Source organism: Planktosalinus sp. (genome assembly GCF_059864935.1).
Genome location: NZ_JCBCCK010000427.1, coordinates 1 through 3,157 on the forward strand (window position 1 = coordinate 1; position 3,157 = coordinate 3,157).

Here is a 3,157-nt window from a genome sequence, read left to right on the forward strand (position 1 = left end):
AGCGGTGGCGGTGGCTACATACTTGGCTTTACCGAAGACCTTGAAAAAGCCCAACAAGCCCTGAAAGACCATAAACTGGAAGTGGTTTATAGTTTTTAGAGTTACCCCTGGGCCATTTTGAAGTGGGATAAATTATTCGCTTTGAATTCTTTTAAATTTCCAACCACAGCCCTCATCACAAGATAAATAAGTTGGAACAAGAATTAAGTGATTGTTTTCAAAAGTATAACTTTCTATAAAAACCCCAGGAGGATTTTCTATACCCGTGGTAAAATTTTCACATCCAAAATTCAAATCAATTGTATTTTCTGTAAATGTATAAGTACCGTAGTCACATTCTAAAAACCTAGTTGAATTAAAAGTGTTGTCGTTATAAAAAATATAATGATAAGTTGTGTCAGGCTGTTGCCATTCCCCACTGCTTGAACCCCCATCATTAATAAAAATTTCAATCAGTTCCCAACTTCCAAATATGACATTTTCCTGTTTATTACTTTCATCTTTAGTACAAGCAGTATTTATACATAAAAAAGTAATAAAAAATAAATAAATAGCTTTCATAGTTTAATTAATTTAATGTTGAATATGCACTTGTATGTAAATAATCTCTATCGCATATTATTAGTTAAGCTAAATAAAAAACTCAACAAACCTGATATGTCATTACTGGAAGTGGTTTATAGTTTTTAAAAATGCCCCTAACTCACAAAAAGCTAATTTCTTATCAATCCTAAAGGTTTTTTACTTTTTAAATTACTTAGTTAGGTACACGCTTATATTTTAAACCACAACCCTCATCACAGGCATAAGTTCCTTCAAAAATGATTAATTCATTATTTTCAAATTCAACAATAGACTCTGAAAATAAAATCCAACCATAATTACCTAAATTACAGGTGATTAAATTTAAATATAATCGGTATTTATTAGTTTCAGTATCATATTCAAATGTGTATTCTCCATAACATTCATAACCTTGCTGATTAATTAAATTGAGGTTAAAAGAACCATCTTGAAAAGTGAGCGTATGATAATATTCAACATCAGAATTTACAGAAATCCAATTAGTATTTGAATTCTCAGGATAAGGGTCCCAAGTTGCAATGACCTCCCATGATCCTTCTATATTGATATCACTTTGACCTTTATCTTCTTTAGTACAAGCCGTATTAATACATAAAAATGTAATAAAAATTAAATATGTTGTTTTCATTGTTAAAATAAATTAATGTTGAATTAGTAGTTGCATTTGTATTATCTCCATACCATTATAATAATTCAAGAAATAAAGTCCATTGGGTAAATTAACAGTACTTATTGTTTTAAGGGTATTTGAGGTTTCACGATAGCAAGGATCTGGATTTGGTTGGAATATTCCACGATTTTGAATGATAGCCCCATAATCTTTATTTACAGTATTAGTAGGTGTACCACATTCTGTTTGACTAATCGATGTATAACTTGATAGGAATAATAAAACAATAAATATAAAAGAAACATTAAATTTCTTCTTGTTTGATGAAAATAATTTTATCACAAAATTGTAAAAATAAAAAAACAGGGGGGGGGGTAAATGCCTGTAAATTCATTGTTTGTGAATTTTTCATGGCTTATATTGGATTGGTTATACTGTTTTAGTTGTCAATAAAAATACAAAAAAGTTTTTAAATTAGTAATTTTCATCCCTTTAAGTTTAAAGTTAACCTATCTGTAATGTCAATTATATATCTTTGAATAAAATATCTCAAATCTCACGTCTAATATCTAACATCTAATGTCCCTCCTCAACTACAAACAAAAAAAAATCCTGCTCAAGCTGTTGAGCCTGTTTTCTGTAGTTAGAGGATACAACATATTGATTATAGTCATTGCGCAGTACCTGACTTCCATTTACATCCTTGCCCCCGAGAAACCCTTATTTCAAGTGCTGCTCGACCCCAATTTGTTTGTCATTGTGGTGGCATCGGCGCTGGCAATTGCGGGCGGGTATATCATCAACAACTTTTATGATGTTGAAAAAGATTTGATCAATCGCCCAAATAAAACCTTCCTCGACAGTTTTATCAGTCAGAATACCAAGCTTTCGGTGTATTTTGTTTTGAATTTCCTTTCGGTGATCCTGGCGAGTTACATTTCGTTTAAAGCGGTGGTGTTTTTCGCATCCTATATTTTCTGGATTTGGTTTTATTCGCACAAGCTGAAAAAATATCCGTTTATTGGCAATTTAACAGCTTCGGTGCTCGCCATTACGCCCTTTTTTGCGGTGTTTATTTACTATCAGAATTTTGCTTTGGTCATTTTTGTACACGCCACCTTTTTGTTTTTAATTATTTCTATGCGTGAGTTGGTGAAAGACTTAGAAAACCTCAAAGGCGATTTGGTGCTAAACTACCAAACCATTCCGGTGGTTTATGGTGAACCCTTTTCAAAAAGAATCATAACTTTTTTGAGCCTGGTGACTTTAGTCCCCATTTATCTTCTGCTCACCCGTTTTGATGTGGGCTATATGCAGTATTATTTTTTATTGGCCGTTATCCTTCTTGCCGTTTTTTTATTTTACCTGTGGCGCTCGTCGGCAAAACTGGATTATATCATACTGCATGCCATTTTAAAACTCATCATTGTAGTGGGTACGATTAGTATCGTACTGATTGACATGGACTTTCTTTTAAGGGCAATTCTGTAAAATAACTGTGAAATAAGCAGTTAAAAATAACATACCTTTGCAAAAAATTGAAACATGGCCAAAGAGCAGAATAAAAATACAGGCAAACGTACAGGGAAATCCAAACCCAGGGAGATTCCCCAAAAGAAAAATGCAGGAGACAGGGGTAAATCCAACCCCAAAGATATTTCCCCAAAGAAAAATGTAGCAGACCGACCAAAATCCAAGCCTCCAATACCCAAAACCAAACGGGCTTCAGATGAAATTCGTTTAAATAAATACATCGCCAATTCCGGGATGTGCTCGCGCCGTGAAGCTGATTTGTACATTTCCACCGGAAATGTAACCGTAAACGGTCAAGTGATCAACGAACTGGGCTATAAAGTCAAACTCACCGATGAGGTAAAGTTTGACGGAAGACGCATCAGTCCTGAGAAGAAAGAATATGTTTTGCTCAACAAACCCAAGGGGTTTGACACTTCGGGCAAAGAC

At 33.7% G+C, this 3,157-nt stretch carries 4 protein-coding genes and 1 pseudogene; 3 read left to right on the forward strand and 2 right to left on the reverse strand.

The window, feature by feature from the left end; translation table 11 throughout:
* Window positions 1-99: pseudogene (locus AC6F75_RS12920) on the forward strand (mevalonate kinase); the annotation flags it as partial.
* A gap of 33 nt (window positions 100-132) precedes the next feature.
* Here the strand turns inward: AC6F75_RS12920 and AC6F75_RS12925 are convergent.
* Window positions 133-561: a hypothetical protein gene (locus tag AC6F75_RS12925; protein ID WP_500715507.1), complete on the reverse strand. Its 429-nt coding sequence runs from the start codon at window positions 559-561 to the stop codon at window positions 133-135.
* Between the two features lie 196 nt (window positions 562-757).
* Window positions 758-1,213: a hypothetical protein gene (locus AC6F75_RS12930; protein ID WP_500715508.1), complete on the reverse strand. Its 456-nt coding sequence runs from the start codon at window positions 1,211-1,213 to the stop codon at window positions 758-760.
* Between the two features lie 561 nt (window positions 1,214-1,774).
* Here AC6F75_RS12930 and AC6F75_RS12935 point away from each other — a divergent pair.
* Entirely contained in the window at window positions 1,775-2,686 is a 912-nt protein-coding gene (locus tag AC6F75_RS12935; RefSeq protein WP_500715509.1) for a UbiA family prenyltransferase, read from the forward strand.
* 54 nt (window positions 2,687-2,740) lie between these two features.
* Window positions 2,741-3,157, forward strand: a 417-nt coding sequence (locus tag AC6F75_RS12940) for a S4 domain-containing protein (protein WP_500715510.1), incomplete at its 3' end; no start/stop codon positions are given.

What these genes read in the sequence shown, in the direction of transcription:
- AC6F75_RS12925 (WP_500715507.1), bottom strand. Translation starts at nt 561, where the DNA reads ATGAAAGCTATTTATTTATTTTTTATTACTTTTTTATGTATAAATACT.
- AC6F75_RS12930 (WP_500715508.1), bottom strand. Translation starts at nt 1,213, where the DNA reads ATGAAAACAACATATTTAATTTTTATTACATTTTTATGTATTAATACG.
- AC6F75_RS12935 (WP_500715509.1), top strand. Translation starts at nt 1,775, where the DNA reads ATGTCCCTCCTCAACTACAAACAAAAAAAAATCCTGCTCAAGCTGTTG.